The organism is Mycobacterium sp. IDUB_19 (assembly GCF_055419445.1).
Genome location: NZ_JBVAXR010000007.1, coordinates 1 through 23,847, shown reverse-complemented (window position 1 = coordinate 23,847; position 23,847 = coordinate 1). Strand labels below are relative to the sequence as shown.

General features: G+C 64.0%; 25 protein-coding genes. 10 read left to right on the top strand and 15 right to left on the bottom strand.

Going from position 1 to position 23,847, the window contains the following annotated elements; genetic code table 11:
• Positions 1 to 54: 54 nt before the first annotated feature.
• From ACZY0B_RS08225 to ACZY0B_RS08215, 3 genes are read right to left on the bottom strand one after another with little or no spacing between them, the layout of a single operon-like run.
• Positions 55 to 675 (bottom strand): hypothetical protein, encoded by a 621-nt coding sequence (locus ACZY0B_RS08225; protein ID WP_463763584.1) that lies wholly within the window; start codon positions 673 to 675, stop codon positions 55 to 57.
• Entirely contained in the window at positions 672 to 1,274 is a 603-nt protein-coding gene (locus ACZY0B_RS08220; protein ID WP_463763583.1) for a methylated-DNA--[protein]-cysteine S-methyltransferase, read from the bottom strand. Before ACZY0B_RS08220 ends, ACZY0B_RS08225 begins: the two co-directional genes overlap by 4 nt.
• Positions 1,271 to 1,777 (bottom strand): RNA polymerase sigma factor, encoded by a 507-nt coding sequence (locus ACZY0B_RS08215; protein WP_463763730.1) that lies wholly within the window; start codon positions 1,775 to 1,777, stop codon positions 1,271 to 1,273. Before ACZY0B_RS08215 ends, ACZY0B_RS08220 begins: the two co-directional genes overlap by 4 nt.
• A 125-nt stretch (positions 1,778 to 1,902) precedes the next feature.
• On the opposite strand from ACZY0B_RS08215, the gene ACZY0B_RS08210 reads away from it, so the two are divergent.
• The 4 genes from ACZY0B_RS08210 (at position 1,903) to ACZY0B_RS08195 (ending at position 4,468) form a co-directional block, all read left to right on the top strand.
• Complete coding sequence (locus tag ACZY0B_RS08210) at positions 1,903 to 2,415, top strand: methylated-DNA--[protein]-cysteine S-methyltransferase (RefSeq protein ID WP_463763582.1); 513 nt, start codon at positions 1,903 to 1,905, stop codon at positions 2,413 to 2,415.
• Positions 2,415 to 3,128 carry a 2OG-Fe(II) oxygenase gene (locus ACZY0B_RS08205; protein ID WP_463763581.1) on the top strand — a complete coding sequence of 238 codons (714 nt, stop codon included), beginning with the start codon at positions 2,415 to 2,417 and terminating at the stop codon, positions 3,126 to 3,128. The genes ACZY0B_RS08210 and ACZY0B_RS08205 overlap by 1 nt, the downstream gene beginning before the upstream one ends.
• 34 nt (positions 3,129 to 3,162) lie before the next feature.
• Positions 3,163 to 3,828: a nitroreductase family protein gene (locus ACZY0B_RS08200; RefSeq protein ID WP_463763580.1), complete on the top strand. Its 666-nt coding sequence runs from the start codon at positions 3,163 to 3,165 to the stop codon at positions 3,826 to 3,828.
• A 97-nt stretch (positions 3,829 to 3,925) separates the two neighbouring features.
• Positions 3,926 to 4,468, top strand: coding sequence for a carboxymuconolactone decarboxylase family protein (locus ACZY0B_RS08195; protein ID WP_463763579.1), 543 nt, complete (start codon positions 3,926 to 3,928; stop codon positions 4,466 to 4,468).
• Between the two features lie 100 nt (positions 4,469 to 4,568).
• Here ACZY0B_RS08195 and ACZY0B_RS08190 read toward each other — a convergent pair whose 3' ends face one another.
• Both ACZY0B_RS08190 and ACZY0B_RS08185 read right to left on the bottom strand, forming a co-directional pair.
• Positions 4,569 to 5,597 (bottom strand): CobW family GTP-binding protein, encoded by a 1,029-nt coding sequence (locus tag ACZY0B_RS08190; RefSeq protein ID WP_463763578.1) that lies wholly within the window; start codon positions 5,595 to 5,597, stop codon positions 4,569 to 4,571.
• Between the two features lie 843 nt (positions 5,598 to 6,440).
• Positions 6,441 to 6,686 carry a hypothetical protein gene (locus tag ACZY0B_RS08185; protein ID WP_463763577.1) on the bottom strand — a complete coding sequence of 82 codons (246 nt, stop codon included), beginning with the start codon at positions 6,684 to 6,686 and terminating at the stop codon, positions 6,441 to 6,443.
• A 379-nt stretch (positions 6,687 to 7,065) separates the two neighbouring features.
• Between ACZY0B_RS08185 and ACZY0B_RS08180 the strand changes: the two genes are divergently transcribed.
• Positions 7,066 to 8,751, top strand: a complete 1,686-nt coding sequence (locus ACZY0B_RS08180; RefSeq protein ID WP_463763576.1) for a GMC family oxidoreductase — start codon at positions 7,066 to 7,068, stop codon at positions 8,749 to 8,751.
• Positions 8,752 to 8,900: 149 nt separating this feature from the next.
• Positions 8,901 to 9,728 (top strand): DUF1906 domain-containing protein, encoded by an 828-nt coding sequence (locus ACZY0B_RS08175; RefSeq protein WP_463763575.1) that lies wholly within the window; start codon positions 8,901 to 8,903, stop codon positions 9,726 to 9,728.
• Positions 9,729 to 9,755: 27 nt separating this feature from the next.
• Here ACZY0B_RS08175 and ACZY0B_RS08170 read toward each other — a convergent pair whose 3' ends face one another.
• Positions 9,756 to 10,364, bottom strand: coding sequence for an LGFP repeat-containing protein (locus tag ACZY0B_RS08170; RefSeq protein ID WP_463763574.1), 609 nt, complete (start codon positions 10,362 to 10,364; stop codon positions 9,756 to 9,758).
• 346 nt (positions 10,365 to 10,710) lie between these two features.
• Here ACZY0B_RS08170 and ACZY0B_RS08165 point away from each other — a divergent pair, with 346 nt between their 5' ends.
• Entirely contained in the window at positions 10,711 to 11,037 is a 327-nt protein-coding gene (locus ACZY0B_RS08165; RefSeq protein ID WP_463763573.1) for a hypothetical protein, read from the top strand.
• Positions 11,038 to 11,328: 291 nt separating this feature from the next.
• Here the strand turns inward: ACZY0B_RS08165 and ACZY0B_RS08160 are convergent, their stop codons facing one another.
• The 5 genes from ACZY0B_RS08160 to ACZY0B_RS08140 all read right to left on the bottom strand — a co-directional run bounded on the left by ACZY0B_RS08160 (position 11,329) and on the right by ACZY0B_RS08140 (position 16,589).
• A complete protein-coding gene (locus ACZY0B_RS08160; RefSeq protein WP_463763572.1) occupies positions 11,329 to 13,356 on the bottom strand; it encodes a protein kinase domain-containing protein in 2,028 nt (675 codons plus the stop codon).
• Between the two features lie 265 nt (positions 13,357 to 13,621).
• Entirely contained in the window at positions 13,622 to 13,852 is a 231-nt protein-coding gene (locus ACZY0B_RS08155; RefSeq protein ID WP_463763571.1) for a DUF167 domain-containing protein, read from the bottom strand.
• A gap of 256 nt (positions 13,853 to 14,108) precedes the next feature.
• Complete coding sequence (locus tag ACZY0B_RS08150) at positions 14,109 to 14,870, bottom strand: SDR family NAD(P)-dependent oxidoreductase (protein ID WP_463763570.1); 762 nt, start codon at positions 14,868 to 14,870, stop codon at positions 14,109 to 14,111.
• A gap of 185 nt (positions 14,871 to 15,055) precedes the next feature.
• Complete coding sequence (locus ACZY0B_RS08145; RefSeq protein ID WP_463763569.1) at positions 15,056 to 15,337, bottom strand: PPE family protein, SVP subgroup; 282 nt, start codon at positions 15,335 to 15,337, stop codon at positions 15,056 to 15,058.
• Positions 15,338 to 15,365: 28 nt separating this feature from the next.
• On the bottom strand, positions 15,366 to 16,589 hold the full coding sequence (locus ACZY0B_RS08140) for a PPE family protein (protein WP_463763568.1): 1,224 nt from the start codon (positions 16,587 to 16,589) through the stop codon (positions 15,366 to 15,368).
• Positions 16,590 to 16,763: 174 nt separating this feature from the next.
• Between ACZY0B_RS08140 and ACZY0B_RS08135 the strand changes: the two genes are divergently transcribed.
• Positions 16,764 to 17,399 (top strand): TetR/AcrR family transcriptional regulator, encoded by a 636-nt coding sequence (locus tag ACZY0B_RS08135; RefSeq protein WP_463763567.1) that lies wholly within the window; start codon positions 16,764 to 16,766, stop codon positions 17,397 to 17,399.
• A gap of 117 nt (positions 17,400 to 17,516) precedes the next feature.
• Here ACZY0B_RS08135 and ACZY0B_RS08130 read toward each other — a convergent pair whose 3' ends face one another.
• From ACZY0B_RS08130 to ACZY0B_RS08115, 4 genes are all read right to left on the bottom strand, one after another.
• Entirely contained in the window at positions 17,517 to 18,602 is a 1,086-nt protein-coding gene (locus ACZY0B_RS08130; protein ID WP_463763566.1) for a methyltransferase, read from the bottom strand.
• A 478-nt stretch (positions 18,603 to 19,080) separates the two neighbouring features.
• Positions 19,081 to 20,871, bottom strand: a complete 1,791-nt coding sequence (locus ACZY0B_RS08125) for a hypothetical protein (RefSeq protein ID WP_463763565.1) — start codon at positions 20,869 to 20,871, stop codon at positions 19,081 to 19,083.
• An 89-nt stretch (positions 20,872 to 20,960) separates the two neighbouring features.
• The gene (locus ACZY0B_RS08120; RefSeq protein WP_463763564.1) at positions 20,961 to 21,779 is read right to left on the bottom strand and encodes a PPOX class F420-dependent oxidoreductase; all 819 of its coding nucleotides are present in this window, start codon (positions 21,777 to 21,779) and stop codon (positions 20,961 to 20,963) included.
• 211 nt (positions 21,780 to 21,990) lie between these two features.
• A complete protein-coding gene (locus ACZY0B_RS08115) occupies positions 21,991 to 22,311 on the bottom strand; it encodes a hypothetical protein (protein ID WP_463763563.1) in 321 nt (106 codons plus the stop codon).
• A gap of 200 nt (positions 22,312 to 22,511) precedes the next feature.
• Between ACZY0B_RS08115 and ACZY0B_RS08110 the strand changes: the two genes are divergently transcribed.
• Positions 22,512 to 22,988 (top strand): SRPBCC family protein, encoded by a 477-nt coding sequence (locus ACZY0B_RS08110; RefSeq protein WP_463763562.1) that lies wholly within the window; start codon positions 22,512 to 22,514, stop codon positions 22,986 to 22,988.
• Positions 22,989 to 23,210: 222 nt separating this feature from the next.
• Complete coding sequence (locus ACZY0B_RS08105; protein WP_463763729.1) at positions 23,211 to 23,753, top strand: FKBP-type peptidyl-prolyl cis-trans isomerase; 543 nt, start codon at positions 23,211 to 23,213, stop codon at positions 23,751 to 23,753.
• Positions 23,754 to 23,847 lie beyond the last annotated feature (94 nt).

Here is a 23,847-nt window from a genome sequence, read left to right as displayed (position 1 = left end):
GCGCCGACAGGCCAGTTTGACCATACACAGCGGGCGCGATGTCAATACCGCGGATTACCGGGCAGCGTCACCGATTTGAACGGGGTATCCGGCGCGCAAAATCCGCACCGTGGACGGCGGGGTGAGCACCGTGGCCACGCCGGCCCCAGGGCGTGACAGCTTGTCCCGATAGACGTTGTCTCGGCCCCAGACCGTGAGATGGTCGCCGACGGTGACGGCCGGACCAAAGTCGGTAGCGACAAATACTCCGTCGGGTAGACCGCCCCATGGGGCCCGATGGCCGGCCCTGTCGATCCGCTCACGGTGCAGCTGAGCGTCCATATGCTTCGCGTAAACTGTTGTCCCGTCGTGTGTTTCAGACCACAACGACCGATAGTTCTGATAGGCGTGGTGTCGGCATTCACCACACGGGCGATGTCCCGCAGCCAGCGCCACGGCCTCGTCGAGGAAGAACAGCGGCGTGTAGCGGTTGGGGTCCCACTGGGCCACCCGGCGGCCCCGGAACGACAGCACACACGTGATCCAGGTCTTGTGCTGATAGCTGCGAACGATGTCGCGGGTGCCGAGGCCGTGGTGCAGACGCCCGCGGTTGCCCATCCAGGCACCGCGACCGGACACGGCAATGATCTCGCCCAGCGGTGAGACCCGGTTGCGCGCGGGCCCTTCCATCGTCATCTTGCCCGCTCGAGGTCGAGCAGCACCCGCTTGGCCACAGGCCCGCCGCGGTAGGCGCCGACGGCTCCATCGGATCGGATCACCCGATGGCACGGCACGACGATGGGGATCGGGTTGGTCGCACATGCGGTGCCGACGGCGCGTACCGCCTTGGGGGAGCCGGCCAGTTGCGCCAGCGCTGCATAGCTGGCCGTAGCGCCATAACCGATGTCGGTATTGAGGTGTTCGAGCACGGTCCGCCGAAACCCGCGGGACAGCGACCAGTCCAGCGCAACGTCGAAGCGGTGCCGGGCGCCGCTGAAGTATTCGTCGAGCTGTCGTGCGATCGGATCCAGCCGCGTGGGCGCCTCAAGCATCCGCGGACTGATCCGCTGGGACAGTGCCGAGAGCACACCGTCGCGGTCCTCGTTTGCGAAAGCCACCCGAACCAGTCCGCGCGGGGTGGCAGCCAGCAGCAGCGGCCCGACGGCGGAGTCCACTGTGCGATAGGCGATGTCGAGTAGGTCTCCGGCCTGGGCGTCGGATTCCAGACGGGCGTGCAGGCGCTTCAGATGATCCGGGTCGACGGGGTAGTGGCGGGCGAGGTCGGTCGAGGTCATGATCGTTCCTTTGCGATGTCGATACGGGGATATGTGCGCCGCAGGGTGGCGATGCCATCGGCTGCGGCCCGTCGGGCAGCGGCAACGCTGTTGTCGAGGATCGTCGCGATCTCGGAGTAGGGCAGGCCCGCCAGATAGCGGTAGGCCACCGCCTGGCGCTGCTTGGGCGGCAGCGCGAACACGGCCGCGTCCAGGTCGAGATCGTGGCCGTCGGCCCGTTCCCTGGCGGGGGAGTCGGGGGTATCGGCGACCGGGACGGGCCGCCGTGACGCCGCGCGGGTGATGTCGATGGCTTTACGGTGCGCGATCGTCACCAGCCACGCCTCGACGTTGGCGTCGGCCGGCAATTGTGGATAGGCCTTCAAGGCCGCCAGGAACGTGTCTGACCAGGCGTCGTCGCCGTCGCTGTGGCCGACCACGGCGCGCACAACCCGCAGCACCGTGGCACCGTGCTGTGCCACGACAGCCTCGAACGGCGGCTTGACGTCCTGGTCGGCATTCACCTTGGCGATGTCCTCCTGCTCCTGCTCTGAAGACGTCGGCACATTGCGGAATGTGAGAAAACAATTCGAATCCCCATCTCACGCTTTCCGACCGGTCGCCGTCTACCAATAAAGGAGGTTGAACGATGACCGCACGACACACGGTGATCGGTAGCCAGCTGGGCGAGCTGACCCTGGTCGCCGACGGTGACACTTTGACGGGTGTGTATTTCCGGCATCACTGGCATCCGCCCACCGCAGCCGCCCTCGGCGCGCACGTCGAGCCGGCCGCCGATGAACTCTTCCGCCGCACCGGCGAGCAGTTGCGCGAGTACCTCGCTGGAGAGCGCACACATTTCGATCTGCCAATCGCGTTGGTGGGCGACCCGCGCCGGCAGCGAATCTGGGATCTGCTCGCCGACATCGGCTACGGCCGAACGAAGACGTACGGTGAGCTGGCCGCCGAACTGGCTGACGGCACCACCGCCTACGAAGTAGGCCAAGCCGTGGGACGCAATCCGCTCAGCATCGTCGTTGCCTGCCACCGGGTGGTCGGAAAGGACCGCGCGCTAACCGGTTACGCGGGCGGGCTGAAGCGCAAACGATTCCTGCTGGAGCTGGAAGAGCCGGCGCCCACGGTGGCTGGCAGACTGTTCTGATGCCATCGACATGGCGTGAGCGCGTCGATGCCGCGGACTGGGAAGCGGTCACCGCCGACATGAACGACGTCGGCGGTGCACTGCTCCCGGAGCTGATCACCCCCGCCGAGTGTGCGTCGATGATCGATTTGTATCCCGACGACAGGTTGTTTCGCGCCATCGTCGACATGGGCCGGCACCGCTACGGGCAAGGCGAGTATCGCTACTTCAAACGGCCCTATCCGCGCCCGATCGAAGACCTGAAGCAAGCGCTCTATCCTCGGCTGCTGCCGATCGCCCGCGACTGGTGGACGAAGCTCGGCCGCGAAGCCCCATGGCCCGAGGCCCTCGACGAATGGCTCGAAATGTGCCATCGCGCCGCGCAAACGAAACCCACCGCCCTGATGCTCAAGTACGGGCCGGGCGACTGGAACGCCCTGCACCGAGACCTGTACGGAGACTGCATCTTTCCGCTGCAGGTCGTCATCAATCTCAATGAGCCCGGCGTGGCGCACACCGGAGGCGAGTTCCTGCTCGTCGAGCAGCGAGCCCGGGCTCAGTCACGGGGCACGGTCACGACGTTGCCGCAAGGACACGGCTACGTCTTCACCACCAGGGACCGGCCGGTTCGATCGACGCGAGGTTGGTCGGCGGCCCCAGTTCGCCACGGCGTTTCCGCGGTTCGCTCCGGCCAGCGCTACACGCTGGGTTTGATTTTTCACGACGCGGCCTGAACACCGATGTCGCCGCTGCGGCACCATGGTGGTCATGGAGTTGTACGACGTGATGCGTTCTACCCCGGCCGTGCGCGAATTCACCGACGACCCGCTTCCCGACGACGTTCTCGGGCGCATCCTCGATAACGCCCGCTTCGCGCCCACCGGCGGTAACCGGCAGGGTGTGCGCGTTATCGTGTTGCGCGATCAGGAGACCCGGTCGGCGTTGGCGGATCTTGGGCTTCCGGCTGCCCGCCGCTATGCGGCACAGCTTGCCCATGGCGAGTCACCGTGGAATCCGTTGCAGCCGACGAGTTTAGACGCGTCCGCGATCGAGGCTGCGCAGGTTCCTGCGCAGATGTCGGCTCCGTTTCGTGAGGCGCCGGCGGTGTTGGCGATCTGTCTGAACCTCGCCGTCGTCGCCGCTACCGATCAGGACCTCGATCGCATCGCGGTGGTGCCCGGCGCTTCGGTGTATCCATTTGTGTGGAACGTCTTGCTGGCCGCGCGCAACGAAGGCTACGGCGGAGTACTGACCACCATGGTTGTCGCCGAGGAGCAGCGGGCGAAAGACCTTCTCGGCATACCCGACTCATACGCGATCGCCGCGCTGGTGCCGTTGGGCAAACCCGTGCGCCAAGTGACGAAGTTGCGACGGCGCCCGGTCGCTGATTTCGTCACCTCGGAGCGATTCGACGGGAGGCCCTTCCCAGGCTAATTAGCCGGGGTGATACTGCAGGGGGCCGAGACTCGTCGTGCCTTGTATAGGAGACCGTGAATTGACACGAATCGCACCTTCCACAGCCTTCGCCGCGGTGCCGACTGAAGATCTCGGTCAAGGAGATCGGATCAATCTCGGCGTTGCCTCCATCGTGAGCCGCCTTCCTGCGGCGGCCGAGGCACTGGGCGCATTGACCGCGGCGCTGCGCGCCAGCGGGAGTCTGTCGCCTCGGCTTCTCGAACTGGTGCGGCTGCGTATCGCATTTTTCAACCAATGCCGCAGCTGCATCGCGGTCCGCTACCAAAGCGCCATCGACGACGGCCTCGACGAGGATGCGGTCTGCTCACTGGAACGGCCAGCCGACGCGGACAATCTTTCGGACGCCGAGCGATCGGCTCTTCGTTTCGCCGAGTTGTTCGCGACCAACCACTTGGCCATCGACGATGCGGTCTACGGCGAGTTGCGTGAGCACTTCAGCGAGGACCAGCTGGTGGAACTCGGCTTGCACTGCGCAATCGCTCTTGGGGTTGGGCGGCTCTCGGCGACTTGGGATGTCAGCGACGACCTTCCCGAGTCGAACGGCGCATCCGAGCGCTTGGCGCCCTGGAACTCCGGGTCGGTCGTTGCGACCGGCTAGCCGGCCACACACGCACTAGAGGGCAATACGTCACTGTGACGGAATGTGTTGGGGTGCCTGCCTTTTCGTGGCCCCAGGTGCCATCGAACCTCGGAAGCAGTCAGAGGTCGCGTCGGCGATATCGTCGGAGGCGGTGAATATTGGCGAGAGTCGCCGACCCAGCGAATGGACGCAGCGCGGCATCAAGTCGGGCGCGCACGGCATCGGTGTCGAGGCCTATCCCGATCGCAACGAGACAGTTGGCTGACATCCCGGGTGGTGCGATCGCAATGTGAATCGCCGTGCCGACCAGATTGACTGCATACGTGTGCGTGGCTGTGCCGTATCGCACCGCCACGACGCCCTTGAGCCGGTATGCCGCCGCCGGCGGGTCTTCGAGCAAGTCGATGAGCGCGCCCGGGTCGATTTCGCCATCACTTGTCGCCGTGACCGAGTCGGCGTGCGAGTTGTCGTGGTCGTGGGCCATCGAGTCGGTCGTGGCATCGACGAGCAGTGCGCGCAATGAGAGCTGGCCCGGCTCCTCGCGCGTTTCCGCTACGTCGTAAAGCAGTGCAGGGTCGATTCGACCGCCGATCGCTCCGACGACGGTCGCACGTGGATTGCGTTCTCGCACGCGTCGTTCCACCCGCTCGACCGTGGCAGTGCGATCGTCGCGGGGGAGTTGATCAAGTTTGTTGACGACGACGAGAGAGGCCACGCCATAGCGAGCCGGTGACGTTTGGCCGACATCGACGGTGTCGAAGTGCGTCGCGGCATCGATGACATCGACAAGTCCGCCGAACCGCACGCCAGGGACCTCGCTGAAGCCGATGATCCGGGCGACTGCCACAGGTTCGGCTAGACCGCTGGCTTCGACGATGACGGCATCCAGCTCGAGCCGGGGATCGGCGAGCTTGGTCAATGCGTCGTCGATCCCGCCGTCATCAGGCAGGCAGCAGATGCAGCCTCCGGCGATGGAGGCAGGCTCGTCGACTTGCCCGGTCACCAGCATGGCATCGACATTGAGTTCGCCGAAGTCGTTGATAATTACGCCGATTCGCGCTCCCGGAGTACGAAGTACATGGTTGAGGAGACTCGTCTTGCCGGCGCCAAGATGGCCCGTCAAGACAATCACAGGGATCGCTCGCACACGTGTCCTTCCAGCCTGATCGGGCGGTATCCGTAATGCTAATGATTTTCAATAAGGTGCGACGAACCGGGCCGCAGATTTGAGCGGAATGCCTCAACCGGTGTATCGCGCCGACTGCAGGGTAGTTCCAAAAGCCTTGCTGCCCAGCACAATACGTCACAGTGACGTATTGTCGATACCCGGGAGGGAGGGGCTCGGGCCGTCGGGACGGTCGGGGCATGGGCGCCAGATGTTGGCCGCGCATTGTTGCCGGGTGCGTAATGGAGGCGGCACTTCCGACATGTGCTCGGCCCACGGGGGACGCAGCGGCCGTCGGTCGATTCGGATGGGCGGAGCTTCAAGAAGCCCTGCCGCAGGACAATTCGTCACCGTGACGTATTGGGGGTGTTATCGCCCCGGACGGGGTAATGGGCAGGCAGACCGCTGACTGTGGAACTCGCGACAATCCGCCGAAAACGCCGGCCGTCGCAGCCGGCGTCTGCCGCGAACCGGATCAGCCATAGAGGAGCCTTGCATGAGGCCGGCGCGGCGGGATGTGGAGCGACGTCCAGTCGAGCTCGGCATTGAGTTATGCCGATAAGCGACATTATGTCAAGTTGGCGAAATGACCTGACCTGGTGCTACATCGTGCCGACCACCGCTCATCCCCTCGTGTTTCCCCCTACTTGGTCGACAGACCGGCCGCTGTCTATCGAGGGCACGTCCCCCGCGCCGCGGGCGCCGAGATGCCGCCGGCGAGCTCGTCGACGTGCTGATGCACACGCCAGAGGGGGTGGTCGTGGCCGCGCTTTTCGCCTTTTGGCGAAGGCACTACTAAGCCCGACGGGCGAGCCGTATCCGCTGCTAACCCATTGTCAAAATCGCACCCGCGGCGACGCCAATCACCGCCACAAGGGCCACCAAAATCACCGTGATCGCCGCGCGCACGATCGCTTCTTCCGTGAGTCGCCAGCGCGGCTTCAATTCGACGACAACGGTGTCCCCTCGACGGGCAAATGCGTTCATTTTTGCAACCGCCAAAAGGACATCGTCATGCCCGTCGGCCGCGTATTGGTCGACGGGGTTGTGCGTGGCGATTGCGGTGGTCATACAGCCCCCAGGCTTACGGACGCCGATAGGCGTTGTCGGAAGGTCGAAAGCTTCGGCCTTCTCGTGTATCCAAAGATACGAGTGCGAGATCACGATTGCGGTAACGATGCTTAACGGTCACGGCACACAATCGTGCTCCCGTACTGCGCGGCGAGCCGTGTGAGCCGCCGTCGAGCTGCCATCATGACGGAAGATCTCTTTCGCTTCAGCGCGCGGGAGGAATTTGCTCGTAAAAGGCTCCGTTTTTGCATGTGCCACAACAATGTTCAGGCGTCGAAGACAACATGCAGGGGTCAAGGCCAATCATTCCTCGACGAGATGTGGTGGTCATCGCGCACACTAGGACTCGCATCCGACGCTATGGAGGACCGATACCGGAATGAGCCCGGTCGCCGAATTCGACTTCATCATCGTGGGAGCAGGCAGCGCAGGCTGCCTGCTCGCCAATCGGCTCAGCGCCAACCCTGATCGCCGTGTCCTCTTGATAGAGGCCGGCGGCAAAGACGACTGGTTCTGGATCAAGGTGCCGGTGGGCTATCTGTACACAATCGCCAACGCGCGCACCGACTGGTGCTTCACGACCGAGCCCGACCCCGGCCTGGCCGGGCGCAGCATTCACTACGCGCGGGGCCGTGTCATCGGAGGCTGCTCGTCGATCAATGCCATGATCCACATGCGCGGACAGGCGAGCGACTACGACCTGTGGGCGCGGGCCACCGGTGACGAGCGATGGCTTTGGGGTGGCCCGGACAGTCCAGGCGAGACACTGGCGATCTACAAAAAGTTGGAGGACTACTTCGGCGGAGCCGACGACTGGCACGGCACCGGTGGTGAGATCCCGGTCGAGCGGCCACGTGTGCGTTGGAAGATCTTGGACGCCTGGCAGGCCGCCGCTGCCGAGGTGGGCATCTCCCCGATCGATGAATTCAACCGGGGCTTGAACGCCGGCTCTGCGTACTTTCATGTCAACCAACGGCGTGGCCGTCGCTGGTCGATGGCCGATGCCTTCCTGCATCCCATCGCCAACCGGCCGAATCTCACCGTCTACACGCAAACCCAGGCCTTGCGGCTCCTGATGGACGACCACGTCCCGGAGGATCAGCGGCGCGGTGCCTGGACGACGGCCCAGCGCCGCGTCATCGGTGTGCGGTTGCTCCAAGGCGGCCACATCGTCGACGTCCGAGCGCGCCACGAGGTGATCTTGAGCGCCGGTGCTATTGGCTCACCGCATCTGATGCAGGTCTCGGGTCTGGGCCCAGCCGGGCTGCTTGCCCAGCATCAAGTGCCGGTGGCCGTCGATCTGCCGGGCGTGGGAGAAAACCTTCAGGATCACCTGCAGCTTCGAACGGTCTACCGGGTGCGGGGCGCCCCGACCGTCAATACGCTGTATCGGAACTGGATCAGCCGTGCGGGCATGGGACTTCAGTATCTGCTGTTGCGATCAGGGCCCATGACGATGCCGCCTTCCACGCTAGGAGCTTTCGCCAAGAGCGACCCTGCGCTGGAAAGTGCCGATCTGGAATGGCATGTGCAGCCGTTGTCGTTGCCGAAGTTCGGCGAACCGCTGCACCCCTTCGGGGCGATCACTCCGTCGGTCTGCAATCTGCGACCCAGCTCGCGAGGCCATGTGCGCATGGCCAGTGCAGATCCCCTGACCTACCCGAAGATCTTCTGCAATTACCTGTCGACTGACGCCGATCGTCAAATCGCCGTGCGGGGCCTCCGGATGACCCGGCAGATCATGGCGGCACCTGCTCTGGCCCGCTACCGCCCGCAGGAGTTGTTACCCGGCCCGCAACTGGTGAGCGATGAAGAGCTGCAGAAGGCGGCCGGTGAACTCGGTACGACTATTTTCCATCCGGTGGGTACCTGCGCGATGGGAGGCTTTGACGCCCACGGGCGACCGCATTCGGCCGCCACGGTGCTCGACACCGACTGCCGCGTGTATCGCGTCGCTGGCCTTCGAGTGGTCGATGCGTCGGCTATGCCCACCATCATTTCCGGCAACACGAACGCGCCGGTCATGCTCATCGCAGAGCGCGCAGCGCGGGCGATTGTGGGATAAGTCGGTCAACTCGCACGTCGAGTCGTTTCGCACGCGGCGTCCGAGGTCATAGCCGAACGGTCACCGCTTGGTATCCGTTTGGGACCGCACCCGCGTTTCGGCTAGCGCAGCTCTATCGGTAACAACAGTCACATCGTTAACATCGCGCGATGCACGGTTTCCCCCCGCTGACCAGCGATGTGCGACTGCGAACGGTTTCTCGGCGCGACGCGCTGCGCTACGCAACAGCGTTGGCCGGTTTGGGTGTCGGATCACTAGGTTGCGGCATGCCTACGGCGGCGGCCGCCGCTCCTCCCCAACTGATCGACTTCGCCGCGCGCCAGATTCCTGCGCAGCAGATCCGAGCCGCCGGCTATAGCGGGGTGGTCAACTACGTTTCGGAGTCGCGTCCTGGCTCATCGTTTGGCGCCAAGCCGATCACTCGGTCCTACGCCGACTCATTGAAAGCCGCAGGCCTGGTGATCGTCAGTAACTATGAATACGGCAAACCAGGTGGGTCGGCACCGTCGGACTTCACGCGGGGCTACGCCGGCGGCATCGCGGACGCGCGCACCGCCTGGCAGCTGCACACCGCCGCGGGCGGCAGCCAGGGTGCACCGATTTTCTTCACCATCGACGAGGACATCAATCGCGACACCTGGAATCGCACCGCGCTGCAGTGGTTTCGCGGAATCAACTCGGTTCTTGGGGTTCAACGCACGGGGGTCTACGGAGGCGTCAGGGTGTGTCAGTGGGCCGCGGCCGATGGCGTTGTTGGGTCTTCGAGCACACCTGGCCGCCGCTGGGTCTGGCAAACTCGAGCCTGGTCCGGCAATCAGGTCCACCCCGCCGCGGTTCTCTACCAGCGGGTCGTGAGCACCTCGTCCAATCCCGGGCCGAAGGTCGGCGGACTCGAAGTCGACGTCAACGACGTCCTGGCTTCCGATTGCGGCCAGTGGAACCTCCACGCGAGCCATCCAAGTGGCGATGTGCGGTAGTGGCAAGATCGCTGCCCGCAATTCGAGCTAGACCCCGGATGGCACGACCTTGTCGTTTACCGTCACCGCGACCTGGCCGGTCGTCGGGTTGAACTCGATCTTGCCGTGCTCGAAGGTCGACACCTGCAGGTCGCCGACGGCGTTCACGTCGCTGGTGGGCAAGCCCAGCGGACCTGCCGAACCGTTGGTGCCGGTGACCGCAGGCGTGCCGTCCGGGTCGCGTGGGACATTCCAGGCCTCCCGGATCTTGCCCAGGACGATGTATGCGGGCGTGCCGGCCTGGTTGTTCTTGGCGGTGATCGCGCCGCCCTGGAATTGCTGGAATACCGCGCCGCTGTCCCGGGTCCCCGCGTTGCGGTCACCCGTTAGCGGCTTGCCGAGAGCCGCCTTCTGTTGCTCGGTTGCCGACGAGTATTTGGCAGCGATCGGGCCGGTCAGAGTCACCTCGACGCCGCGATCCCCGATGAGCTTCACCTCGGTGGGCTGCACTGGGGTCGTAGACGTGGAGGTGGCGCTCGCCCCGACTCGAGGTGATGCCGACGCGTCGACGCTCTTGCTATTGGTGCAGCCCGCAGTGATCAGCGCGACGGCGGCCAGGCCGACGACTGCCGCGTGGCGGGTTGCGATCGTTCTCATGGGCTTCCCTCTCGCGTCTTCCTGTGGTGTAGGTCAAGCTGCGGCTGACCCCTTCGTAGCTCCGGTCGAACTTACAACGCGGTCATATCGGCGCGACCGCCGACGGTAGCTGCACCGGCAGACCGTAAGGACTGGACCACATATTCTGTGCTGCAGACCAATTCGTGACCTGCGGGAAGACACCATCAAAGCACATCGGGTTGGACAGCCATCCATGCAGCGCCGCGCGACATCGACCAGCGCCGAGGCCCCTGTCCGCCACATCGTCGGTCTGGCACCATGGAGTTTCCGGGCCACATAGCGCAGGCCTTTAGAGCCAACGGCACCCACCCTGAAGGGAGTTGCCATGGGCCTATTCAAAAGGAAGAAGCAGCCCGAAACCGCTCCCGCTGATGCCAAGGTCTACTACTCCACCCCTTTTGGCGACACGAAAGACGGCAGACAAAAGCCGTTTTTGCTTGAGCGCAACGGTGTTTGGTACGTCCCGGTTTTTCGCAGCGTCGAATCGATGAAAGAGTTCTACGAGCGGATGAACCGCGCCGCGTACATGATCCTTGAGGGTGACATCAAGACGGTGATGGACACCAACCGTTCAATTGAGCTGCTGAAAAGGGTGGGCATCGTCATCGAGCCTTTGAGCGATACCCCGGTTGAGATCGGGCCTGACTCTTGACGGAGGAATTGTCAAAACCTGTGGACTGGCGAGCCTTCGGCGACCTGTGATCCGGGGTCTCGCCGGGCGTTTCCCCGGGTCGGGTGTGATATCTCAGAGCCTCACCTAGATTGCGCCAGCCGCAACGTTCACGGCCTATCGAAGAGTTGCGGCTCGATCGCCCGCACCAAACGGCGTCGGCGCGATCAGACGTCTGGTGGTGATCGGGCCTCCATTCGTCGAGTAGTTACTGACTCAATGCGAGAAGCGCGAGTAGTTCACTACCTGAACGGCGTTCTACGAGCGCACGCGTCAGCGTTCGATCGCTGTCAACGAGCCATGGTTAAGGTCGCTGGTGACGTAGGCGAAGTGCGTGTTTGGGTCGACGGCGATGGCGAGCGGGTTGTTTCCGACGGCAAGGATTCCGGTGACGATGCGCCTAGTGGTGTCGATCACCGAAACGGACGCACCGCTGTAGTTGGCCACGTACGCGGTGTTCGTCGGCGGGTCCACCGCCACACCCGCGGGGCGTTGCCCGACGGGCACACTAGCGGTGACGCTCAGGCTGATTGTGTCGACGAGGGACACCGACGCATCGTCACCGCTTGCGATATAGGCGGTGTGCGATGCGGTATCGATGGCGATACCGGCCGGGCGGCCGCGAAGTGCGACGGAACCGATGACGGTTCGGTTCGTGGTATCGATAACCGTCACCGTTGGATCGGCATTGGTGACAAACAAGCGGTGAGCGGTCCGATCGATGGCTACGCGGCTTGGACCCTTTCCGGTGGGCACCGTCGCCGTCACGGTATGCGTCGTCACGTCGATGACCGACACCGTTGAGTTATCACCGTTGGTGGCGTAGGCGATACGGGCATCCGGGTCGACCACTACTCCGCCCGGATGGCTACCGACACGCACGGAGGCGATGACCGTATTGCTGGCGATGTCGATCACCGACACGGAGGAGTCATCGTAGTTGGTGACGTAGACGGTCCGGGTTGACGGATCCACGGCAACCCCCACCGGGTGGCGTCCCACAGCGGTGGTGGCAGTGACCGTGCGGCTGGCGGTATCGACCACCGAGACGGAGTTGGAACCGGTGTTCGCGACGTAGGCGGTGTGTCCGGCGGAGTCGACCGCGACGCCGAAGGCGCCATTGCCGACCCGGATTGAGGCGGCGATCGTAGGTGGACCGCTTGGCGCTGCCGTGCTTCCCGCACTAGGCGTGCCTCCCCCGCTAGGCTCCGATGGCGGCGGGGCGGCCGCTGTGGTCTGCGTCGATCCGGTCGTGGATGTGTGTGCGCGCAGAAGGTATACGCTCGCGCCCCCTGATGTCACGACCACCGCAATCACCGCTGCGACTACCCATGACCGTTTGGCGCGTTTGCGGTTCCCCACCATGGGCTGCGACGGATCGCGATGCAATGGTTTCTGCGCGGGCTTGGTTGGCTCACCCGGCCATGAGGCCTCTTGTGTGCGGGCAGGAGCAGTGACGGTGTGTGACTGTACATTCGGGTCCGGCAGTTGTAGCGGCAGCGTGATCGCGTCGCGCGCGGCGCGTGCCATATCCACAGGGGTGGCGTAGCGCTGTTCAGGGTCTTTGGCCATGCCCGTGGCGATGACCGCATCGAACGCCGGCGGCGCGCCGGAGTCGGACGGTCGCGGCGGCGGGGTCGACAGATGCCCTGCCACTTGTTGCTCGATGCTGTCACCCGGGAATGGGGCGCCACCCGTCAAGCACTCATAGAGCACGCAGGCCAGCGCGTAGATGTCCGAGCGTGTATCGGCCTGACCGACTCTGAAGCGCTCCGGTGCCATGTAGCGCAGGGTGCCGACCACCGCGTCCGTCCCGGTCAGACCGGTCTCGCCCACAACGCGTGCGATCCCGAAATCGATCAGATACGCAAAGTCGTTTTCATCGAGCAAGATGTTGGAGGGCTTGATATCCCGATGCACCAATCCAATCTTGTGCGCGGCGTACACGGCGTGGGCCACCTGCTCGACGATGTGCACCGCGCGTGAGGGTGACATCGAACCGGAGGCCAGCACGGTTGCCAGGTCGCGGCCTTCGATCAGCCGCATATCGACGAATAGCCGCCCGTCGATCTCGCCGTAGGTGTGAATCGGCACCACGTGAGGGTTGTTTAACCGTGCCGCTGCGTGGGCCTCGCGACGGAATCTCTGTTGAAACGTCCTGTCCGCAGCAAAATGCGCCGGGAGCACTTTCAGCGCGACTATCCGATCGGTGACGGTGTCATAGGCTCGCCAGACCTCCCCCATGCCGCCTCTGCCGAGCAAGGTGATTAGGCGGTACCGGCCGAACGGGGTCCCTTCCACCGAAACCTCCCGCCAGCTGCAATTCAGCAACACCCATAGTCCACCGCTGACGCGGTTTGGGAAACCCTCGGACTGGTATTCGTCATCGCAGCCCACATACTCGGGGTGACTCGACTCCCCCGATATCGCGGCCGCCTACGGACCCAGGGACAGGTGAGGACAACGCACGAGCGCCACCGCCGAACGGTACGTCGTCACCCGCACCATCGCCGCGAACCCGGCCGAGACTTTCGCTCTCGTCGTCGACCCATCCCGCAAGGACTGCTCAATCGCTCACGCGGAAACGTTTGAGGCGCGACGTCGTTCCAGATACTAATTTGATTCGGCTGCTTGGCAATTCAAGGTGTGATGCCAGTAAGCGGGTGACGGCGTCGTTGGCCTTGCCATCAACGGCTCGCTCCCGGACATAGATTGTCAGCTCACCGTTAGGGCCGACTTCGACGAGCGGTCCCTTGCGACTGCCCGGCTTGACCCTGACGACGACGGAGTCGTTCATGCCGGGCAACGCTACCGTTCCTCGGTGGGGACCTTCGCTCCCCTGCCGCAGCCGGCCAACATGCTCGCGCCATCGAGTAGTACGGCGGAATGGAATATCGAGGGTTGCCGGTAAACACCCACTATTCGCAAATCAGGTGTGCACCAACACAGTATCTCTGCGGCAAAGCTCGTTCGGCGTCGAGCGATTTCTCGGAGCTGTTGCGCCGCTAACTCGAGTCAACATTCAATCGCCTTCGTTTCTCTTCTGACGATGATCAGATGCCGACCGTTGCGCTCATGCCCCCGTCGACGACGAGCGTTGTGCCGGTGATAAAACCGGCTTCGTCGGAGGCGAGGAAGACGGCCGCATTCGCCGCGTCCCAGGCATCCCCGATGCGACCACGCGGTGTGCTTTCGTCCAGGTGTCGCCATACCTGGTGCGGGTCGTCGGAGACGGAGTTCACCCATCCCTCCAGTGCCGGAGTTCGCACCACGCCCAACACAATTGTGTTGGCGCGTATACCTTTTGGAGCATATTGGAGTGCAACGGTCTGTGTGAATTGGATTACCGCCGCCTTGCTCGACGCGTATGAGATCGACGGCGCACCAACCCAGCGGATACCGGCGATCGAACTCATGTTGATGATGGCGCCGGCTCGTTGGTGTTCCATCACAGGCAGCGTGTATTTGCAGGTCAGAAACTGGGACGTGAGGTTAGTCCGGATGACGTCGTCCCAGCTCTGTTCGCTTGTTTCTACGGGTCCGCCGACACGGTCTATGCCTACGTTGTTGTGCAGGATATCGATCCGCCCATAGGCCGCCACACAGTGCTCAACCATGTCACGGACCTGTTCGGCCGCGGTTACATCCGTCTGGAGAGCTGCGGCTTCACCGCCCTCGTCGGCGATCAACTCGGCGGTCTCCCGTGCGCCGCCGCCGCGGGCGACGCACAGAACTCTGGCTCCCTCACGCGCGAATCGCACGGCCGTGGCCTTGCCGTTCCCCCAACCGAGCCCGGCGCTCGAGGCGCCAGTCACGATTGCGACCTTCCCTCGCAGTCGGTCAGACACGATCAACTCCCTAATGTCGGTGCGACTGCTCTGTAGGGAACCCGTTGCCACTCAGAGCCGATCACAAGAACAATGCTGGCAGGCATGCCCTGCTGCGGCGGGAAAAGTCAACGAAACGGTCGGCGTCCGCCCTCAAGGATCGCGACGCGTCGTCACAGTCGCGGCGAAGCATCACGTCCGGTCATCGTTGCCATCAGTGCCTGCTGGAACGTGCGTCCCGGCAACATTTCTGGGACGACCGGCGGGGCCCCGGCATTGATGCTGAAAGCCGGTGAAAACGGCGGAGGCGATTCGAACACCAAGGCGATCATCGCCCAGGCCCGCGGCACCGACAGCGGACCGAGCGAGACCGCCTCGCCCACTCCTGCTGACGGCGCGCCGACATCGGACGAGGGGTGGAACGGCCACACCACCCGAGGTTCGGTCCCGTGCATGTTCCCGCCTATCACGATTTGCCTACCCTCACCCGGCACCAGAAACGCTTTGAGCCCATTCCAACAGTCCATCCACATTGAGCTGAGGCTGTATGCCCGCCGTACCCGCCAGGCCTGGCGCAGCCAGCCCGCCTAACGCGGTCCCCAATGCGCCCGGCGAGCTGGCGATGGGAGTGACCGCGCCGACGGTGACGGTGCCGAACACGTTGGTGATGGACGCACCGGCGGGGCCGACGATGGCGGTGGCAGTGTTTGCCAACGTTTGGACGGCGGCCTGTTCCGCACCGACAACGGGCAGTGTGGCGGAGCCGTTGACGAGGCTGACAAGAACCTCCTGGAACGATCCGGGGGTGAGGATGATGGGGCCGGAGCCGGCGGTGACGTTGACGCCGCCGGGGATCAGAACACCGCCCTCGGAACAGTCAATGATCGTGTGAATAGTGCTGCCGGGGTTGACAATAACGGCACCACCGTAGCTCACGACGTTGGTGCCGGCGCCCGTGATCGTGATCGAGCCGCTGTTGACGTACACGCCGGTGTCGGTCCCCAGGTTGATGGTGCTGCCCGGCGCAAGAGTGACGGTTTGGCCGGGCGCGACGGGCTCAGCGGTGGCCAGCTGCTGGGCGGCGCCGGGTGCGCTGAGCTGCGCCAGGGTTTGAGTGTGGGCGCCGCTGGCGTTGCCCGCGGCCTGGACCACCGCCTGGGTCTGGGCGGACTGCCCGGCCGTATTGGTGGTCTGCGGCGGCTCGTCGAACGGGGTCAGGGTGCCGGCGGACTCACACGCAGCGGCATAGCCATACATCGCCGTGGCGTCTTGAAGCCACATCTGCATGTACTGAGCTTCAGTAGCCGCGATCGCCGGCGCGTTCTGCCCGAAGAAATTGGTTGCGATCAGCGCCATCAACTGCGCCCGGTTGGCCGCGATCACCGGCGGCGGCACCGTCATCGCAAACGCCGACTCATAGGCCGCCGCCGCCGCGTATGCCTGGCCGCCCGTCTGCGCGGCCTGAGCAGCGGCAGTAGACAGCCACTCCACATAGGGCGTGGTCGCGGCCGCCATCAGTAGCGACGACGGGCCGGACCACACCTGGCCGGTCAATCCGGCCAGCTCGGCTGCGTAGCCACTGGCGGTGGACTCCAGCTGGGCGGCCAACGCGTCCCAACCCGCCGCGGCCGCCAGCATCGGCCCTGCGCCGGGGCCCGCATACATCAGCCCGGAGTTGACCTCCGGAGGTAGCGACGCAAAGTCCATGTCGTCACTCCTTCCCCGGACGGCGGTGGCTATTTCAACAGTCATGGAATAGTTTTTCAACGGCCATAGAATAACTCGTGGGGCGGTCGGGCACCAGCGATTGAGGTAAACGCTGCGTGACCACAAGACCAGCGGATGCCTTTTCAATCGAGGTTGAAATGATATGGTTCGGACGTGTCGTCACCTGGGGATATTGCGAAGCGGCGGGGCAGACGCCAAGGTGAGCCGGTATCGCGCGACGCGGTCCTTCGTGCGGCACAGCGGCAGTTCGCTGTGCGCGGCTATGACAAGACGACGCTGCGAGCGATTGCCGACGATGCGCGAGTGGATCCGGCGATGATCCTCTATCTGTTCGGCTCGAAGGCGGCATTGTTTCGCGAGTCGATGAAGTTGGTGCTGCCTTCTGACTTGCTGACGACCGTGATCGCCGAGAAAGACGACGACTTAGGCTGCCGCGTGGTGCGGGCCTACCTCGGTATCTGGGAGCAGCCCGACACGGCCGCGAGCATGACCTCGATGGTGCAATCGGCGACATCGAACAGCGACGCCAACGAAGCGTTTCGCAGTTTCCTGCACGACTATCTGCTCACTGCGGTGTCCAGCGCTTTGGGCGGTGGCGACGAAGCGCGACTGCGCGCGATGCTGGCCGCGACCAATCTCGTCGGCACCGCGATGCTGCGGTACATCATGCGCGTGCCGCCCCTGTCGACGCTCAGTGTCGCTGAGGTGGTCGCAATGATTGGGCCCGCAGTGCATCGGTTTCTGACTGCTCCCGCCGACGAGCTGGGGCTGGACCTGCCGTCGCAATAACCCCGTGCTGCGCTCTCCCCCGCGTGGGCTGATCCGCGATCCCCTCGCCCGTGAGCATTCGCCACTGATGTCCTGATCGGGTCCGTGCCTGCCGCGCAGCCATGGAAGTGGCCTCGGCTAAACCGCGGTCGCCTCGACGATGCTGAGCGGCGACACGGTGTCGACGACACGGTTCAACCGGAAACCGGCTTGGTTGAACAGCCGGCCGTACTCGTCCGCGGTGCGTTCGCGCGCGCCGGCGACGACCAGCATCTCAATGTCCACCCACTTGCCGTGGAAGTCACGGTCGTGGTTGGGAATGACGAACTCGCACAGCAACAGTCGCGCGCCGCTGCGGGCCGCGGTGCGGACGTTCTTCAGAATGCGGACCGCGTCATCCTCGGGCCAGTCGTGGATGACGTTCTTGAGCACATACGCGTCGCCGCCCTCCGGCGCGGAATCGAAGAACGAGCCCTGTTCGATACGAACGCGGTCGTCGACACCGTACTTGCGGAACAACTCCGGGGCGCACGCCACGACCTCCGGAAGATCGAACAGCACGCCGCGCGAATTCGGAGCCGCCTCCAGGATCGCCGCCAACAGCCGACCGCGTCCGCCACCGACATCGACGATCGTGCCGAACGCACCGAAGTCGTAGGCCGCGATCAAGGGCACGGTCGCGAAGTCGGACAGATTGGTCATGGCAGAGTTGAAAATCCCACGTAGCTCCGCTTCGTCGGCCAGGTATTCGAAAATCGGTTTGCCGCGAAGCTCTGGGACCACCGGTTGCCCGGTCCGGATCGCGTCAGTCAAGTGGCTCCAGTGCTCGCGATGCTGAGGCGACCCGACCCACCGCGCCATCGCGGCCATTGAGACGGGCGCGTCGGTGCGCAGTGTCTCCGCGAGCGGGGTGAGTGCGTAACGCCCGTCGCTGCGCTGGCGGAAAATCCCAATGCCGATCAACGCGCGCATGAGTCGCCCCAGAGCGTCGGCGTCGGCGCCGACCCGGTCTGCCAGATGCTCGCCGGACAGAGGGCCAGCTGCCAGGGCGTCCGCCACGCCGAGATCCGCTGCAGCCGTGATCGTCTGAGCGACCCACGCGTTCAGGATCAATTCCAGCATCACCGCCGCAGGCGGTGCGGAGCGTTGGCGCAACCGCGACAGGTGGTGGCGGACCTGTTCAACGGCTCGCGCGACCTTCGCCGGCGGCACCTTAGACGTCAAGTGACTACCCTTCTCGTTCGTATTCGCGATGGTGGACGCTTTCGGCGGTGAGTTCTCTCAGGCGTCGGACAAGAACGACCGAGCCGCCGATGCCAGCGCCCTGGCAGGCACCCACGTCGGCACACCAGCGCACACACCAAGGCGCCCAACGGAACTCGTTCACCTGAGCGCTCCTGCTGCGCGATCGATCTGTCCGCACAGCAACTATGCCTGCAAACCACGATTATTTCAATAGTCATTGAAATAATCGTCCGCTCCAGATAAGGTCCTGACAGGGGGCCGGATGAACGGAGTCGTCATGTCACGTCTAGCCACGAAGGTCGTCGTTGCGGCGATCCTCACATTTACCGCCGTAACAGCGACTGGATGCGGTCCCACGGTCAGTGTGGTCCCACCCGACGGGGTTGCAGCAGGGTAAAGGTGCCTAGCGCCGAATGCCTAAGCGGCACTTCGTGAAGCCGGCGCATCGTAACTGCGCTTAGGCATCGGGAACGTTCGGCAGGATCACTACATCTGCGGGTATGTCCTGCACGCTGCGCAGGAACGAATTGAGCTCGTCTGGTCCGAGCCTGTCGCCCGATAGGACAAGTTCGATTTTCGGTTTGTTCCCAGCGGCAGTGACTCTGACGTCTTCCACACGGCGGAAAGCTCCTGCGAGCGCAACAACTTTGTTTATGGTTTCCGCAGCATCAAGTGAGCCTTCTCGAGAAGAGACGGTCACTTCCCTTTCGATTTGTGGCGAGCTGGGCAGACTCGGATCTTTGAGGATCTCAGCGCCTGCGACAAGGAATTCTTCGGCCCACCTATGTCCGACGCGGCTAGACCAACTAGGTAGCACCGTCGAGGTGTGGTCATGCGACTTGTCCAATGCGACCTCAAGCAAGGGGCCGAGGACCTCGCCGAATGCCGCAGCGTATTGCGGTTCACCACCTGCATCCTGTGCAGACAGCGTCCATGGCTCCAACACACTCGCCAAGTCCCCATCCGCGGCACGTTGCCGAGAGGCAAGGTATTGCCCGACAGCTAGCGGTGCCACCGGTCGGCTTACCACGCGGGCACGCTGTAGGGCGGCCGCGCCCGTGTCAGAATTCCGCTGTGCCTCCACCTCGCGGAGGTCAATTTCGACTGACGCCACGCGTCGATAGTCGGAAGCCACCTGTTCCAAGAAAAGCCGTGATGTCATCCCCGGGTTGGCTCGCTCTCCGGTCCGGGTGCCCGATGGCAGCAGCGGACGAGAGAAGCGATCGACCCGGTCTAGCTGACCGTCCCAGGCCAGGGACGCCGCCGACACGACACGAACCAGTTCCGATTCCCGCGCGTCACGCGTCGAAGTCACGGCCTCGACACTGCCGGCGCGCAATCTCCGCACCTCGTCCTCAAGTGTCCGCGGTTTGGGCTGCGGTGTCGTTTCGATTCCTAGGATGGTCGCTATCGCGGCCGCCAGTTCAGCCAAACCCGCTCTCAGGAAGTCGAGTTGATCCTGCTCGCTTTGATCCGCTTTGTCGGTCAAGGCGTCTGTTACGACGCGCAGGACAAGCACTCGCTCACACAGGCCCATCGCACGCATTGCCGAAGCGATACCGAAGGATTCCATATCGACAAGTACGGGCTTAGTCGCCATTCCGGAGTAGACGGCAAGCGCCAGGGAGTATGTCCAGTCCTCCTGGGCGTAGATGGGACCGCCGGACAGCGTATTTATCGGCACTGGTGCGACACCCGGCGAGACCTTGATCACCTTGTCGGTTGCCAGAACGTGGGCGTCGGGAAGCTCCAGCCCCGACACAGAACCCGGAGCACCTGCGGACCCGGCTCGAAACTCAATCGCGTCGAGCGGAGCTTGCTCGTCAGGGTGCGTGCGGACGATCCATTTGTTCTTCAGCTTGACGACTTCGCCATCGGGTGAGGCGACCACCACTCCCAATGACAGGTAGGACACCCTTTCGGCCCGAAACACCTGACCAACCAGCGTCGAGTCGACTGTTCCGCAGCAGCCGTAGAAGACGTAGTAGTCGGCCCGGTTCTCCCGGGTTGACCTGCTGAGCGCGGCCGCTGCCACGACATTGCCTTGGGCACTCAGTGAATGGTGCTCCACCCTGGCTGTCCGGCCGTCAGACAGCCGTCCCTCCAGAGCCTCTTCCCCCTGCTTCGTCGGCGTCCATACCGTTGTTCCGAAAACCGGTAGGTCGATGTAAAGGCGTGCCAGCAACTCGGTTACGGCGGTCGCTTCGTTCCTGGTGAAGGTAAATATTGCCACCGTCACATCCGCCACGGCGACATCGTAAACCCGCGAGACGTGCCGGCGGGCTTTGTTCGTGCACGGCCGCCGCAAGCTCGTCTGGGGTCGAGCTGACAGGCGGGTTATTGGCTAGCGCGAGATTCAGAAAACGGAGTCAACTCCGCGTGTACCGTACGGCCAAACTTGGACCGCATGAGCCGGTGTGCCGACGGCACCAGCACGCCATGCAGGAATGGATATTTCTGCCGCAGCAGACGTGCCACCTTCTGATATTCAGTGCCCTCGAGCAGACGCACGCGGCCGGGTAGCGCGGTTCCCGTCGGCTTGCCCGAGGCCGTTGCCGGACCGAATTCGACGCTCGGGTTACGGCGAATTCGGCGGACTTTGATCGCCCGTTCGAAACTTCGAAAGTAGGCGCGATCCCCTTCCACCACAATGCTGACCGGGCTGGATCCTGGAGTGCCGTCCTTGCGAAAGGTGGTGAGCGCGATGGTCTTCTGGCGCACGAATGGTGCCAACGTCGCACTGGTTGCCGCCCCAACGGAGCCCAGAACGTAGCCGAGTTGACGTGACCTCAGCACGAAAGCCAGGACCAGGGCAAGTGACACCACACCGAGAATCCACGCTTGCGCGACAGAGCCACCCACGTCGAGGTCCACAAAGTGGTTGACCGTGTGCACGGTGTTCGCCACAACGAATCCGGCGAGCGCCGTGGCCAGCGCGTCCGCCCAGAGCAGTGCAAGTAGCAGGGTGACGCCCAGACCCAACTGGAACGCACCCACGTCATGCAAGAAGTGCCGATGCGCGTCAAATCCGACGGCATCGGCGAAGGAATTCGGATCGACTAGGCACCAGATCCCGATCCCAGTGGTGACTGCCCCCACGGCCGCTGTCACCGCGATCAGGTAGATCTGCGCCGGCGTACTCAAACGATTCATCATGCCGCCCTTCCGACAATGCTTTCCTTACTCTCTTTCCAATCGCTAGACGGACTAGGGCATCGATATGTGACGACACGGGCGAGTGGTTGGCGCAGATTTGCACCGCTCCAGGCAACGCTCAACGGCTCACGCGAAAACGTGCAATTGAAAATGGGCTGCCAGCAGCCGGGTGACGGAGTCGTTCATGCCGCGTAGCGCTACCGGCCGGACGCTAGCCAGCCGGCGGCACCACTGGCGGACGGCATTCGTTGGCGCCCGGGTCCCACCACCAGCCGTTGTCGCATGCGAGCGGTTGCGGCCCGACACCGAGGGGCCGGCATACATTAGCCGTCGGGTCCCACCACTGGCCCGGGTCGCATGCCAATGGTTGTGGTCCGACCCCGAGCGGTCGGCAGACCTTCCCCGTCGGGTCCCACCACTCGCCTTGCGCACAGTCGGCCGAGCTCACTGCGGGTGTCACGATGGTCACGGCTGCCATCGACGCGAACGCCATCATGACGATGATGACAAGGTGGCGAACGAAAGTCCTCACTGTGGCTCTCCCCTCGTGCTATCCATCATCGAACCGAGTCCGGACATCCAGGTCAAGATCATCGCGTAAGTTGCAATCACACTTGCGGTAGCGGCGGTCTCCGATGAATTCCGGGCACTCCGCCAGTCAGACCTTCGGGATGGCTCGACTCCCCCGATATCGCAGCCGCCTACGGACCCAGGAATAAGTGAGGACCACGCATGAGCGCCACCGCCGAACGGTATATCGTCACCCGCACCATCGCCGCGACCCCGGCTGAGATTTTCGCCGTCCTCGCCGACCCATCCCGCCACCAAAGCACCGAGCCCACCGACTGGGTGCGCGACGCGGTGGACACGGCGCCGATCACTGGCGCGGGACAGATGTTCGCGATGAACATGTACCTCACCCAGGCGGGCGGCGACTACGTCACGCACAATCTGGTCAATGTCTTCGACAAGGACCATGCGATCGGGTGGATGCCGGGCCAGCTCGATGACGCGGGCAACCACGCTCCCGGCGGTTGGTTCTGGCGTTACGATCTCGCCGCGAACGGCGAGCGCACGGACGTCACCCTCACTTACGACTGGAGCGGCGCGTCGCAGGAGTTCCGCGACCGCGTTGGCGAGATGCCCATTTTTCCTGAGGATTACCTCGCCGCGTCGCTGGCCACTTTAGAGCGATCGGTCGCGAGCTGAGCAGTCACTGCGCCCATCCTCCCACTGCCTCAACGGATCTCACGTCGGTCTGCGGTTAGCCCGAGGGTGGGATCTAATTTGGGGTCGCCGGTAGCGGTGATCGAAATGCCCTGCTCCCCAATGCTGTCAGCGAATCAACCACTCGCCCGGTCGCCCAGCACAGGCCTGCCAATAGAGGACGCAATAAGTAGCTGTAGCGTGACGCCCGTGAAACGCTCCCGGATGTATTCCTCGGTCGCGCTCGCGGCCGCTGTCGCCGCAATCGTTCTCGTGCCCGCAGTATCGGGCACGGCAACCGCAGCCGGCTCGTGCCCAACGGCAGCACCGCCGAATGGTGGAACGCCTGACTGGACGCTGGCCGGAACCACCGGCAGCATCGCGGTCATCGGACCCACCGATACAACAGCTCCACGCGTGACCGTGACGGCACCGTTCAGCGTGACCCAGACCCAGGTGCACACGCTGCACACCGGCGATGGACCGGTGGTCTCACCAATCGCCAAGGTTTCCGTCTGCTACATGGGCGTCAACGGCCGTGACGGGTCCGTGTTCGACAGCAGCTACGACCGGGGCGCCCCGGTCGACTTCCCGCTCACCGGGGTCGTGACAGGCTTCCAGAAGGCCATCGCGGGACAAAAGGTCGGGTCCACGGTCGCGGTCGCGATGGTCCCCGCGGACGGCTACCCCGAAGGTCAGCCCAGCGCTGGCATCCGGCCGGGCGACTCGCTCATCTTCGCGATCAAGATCCTCAGCGCCGCCGGCTAGTCACAGACGACGTGGCATCCGAAGGCGTGGGATGTCAATACGTCGTAAATCCCTGTCGCTCAGTCGGATACACATTCAACGCATAGGGTCGTGC